Here is a 791-nt window from a genome sequence, read left to right as displayed (position 1 = left end):
GGATGGTGAAGGGGGCGAGGTGTAGGCCTGCCAGCGTTTCTGGAAGGCGCTCGTAGTCGCGGGCGAGACGGCGGAAGCGGGCGAACCAAGCAAAGGAACGCTCAACCACCCACCTTCTGGGCAGGAGCACGAAGCCGCGCTTGGCCTCGGGGAGTTTGACGACTTCAAGGGTGATGCCATGTGCAGCCGCGGCCTGGGCGGGCCGCTCACCGGTGTAGCCTTGATCGACATAGGCCAGGTCCACGCTCTCCCCGGTCGCGTCCTGGACGGCTTCGGCCAGGATGGAGACGGCCGAGCGGTCGTCGGCATCGGCGGGGGTGACGTGCAGTGCCAGCAAGTGCCCGAGCGTGTCGACGGCCAGATGCAGCTTGGAGCCCCTGGTCCGCTTGTGCCCGTCCCAGGCAGCCCTGCTGCCGCTCTCAGGGGTGGAGCGAAGGGTCCTGCTGTCCAGCACGGCAGCGGACGGCTCCTCCGCGCGACCTTGGGCCAGGCGGAGCACGGCCCTGAGGTCCTGGACCAGCACCTCAAAGCAGCCCGCCCGCAGCCAGCGCTGCGCCTGATCATAGACCGCGTGCCAGGGTGGCAAGTCGTTGGGCATGGCCCGCCAGGCCACGCCGTAGCGGACCAGGTACCGCAGCCCGTTGAACACCTCGCGCAACGGGTGCTCGCGCTGACCGGCATTCTCAAGCAGCAGCGTCAGGTAAGGCGCAACCAGCGCCCACTCCTCGTCAGACACATCGGACGGGTACGGCTTACGAGCAGTCATCCACCCCAAACCAGGGCACCCGCCA

General features: G+C 68.3%; 1 protein-coding gene. It reads right to left on the bottom strand.

What is annotated here, in order from left to right; genetic code table 11:
* A partial coding sequence (locus tag D9599_RS30775) for an IS5 family transposase (RefSeq protein ID WP_198385140.1) occupies nucleotides 1-766 on the bottom strand: 766 nt, incomplete at its 3' end.
* Nucleotides 767-791 lie beyond the last annotated feature (25 nt).

The sequence above is a fragment of the Roseomonas sp. KE2513 genome (assembly GCF_016107305.1).
Taxonomy (GTDB): Bacteria; Pseudomonadota; Alphaproteobacteria; order Acetobacterales; family Acetobacteraceae; genus Roseomonas.
This window is presented reverse-complemented; position numbering and strand designations above follow the sequence as displayed.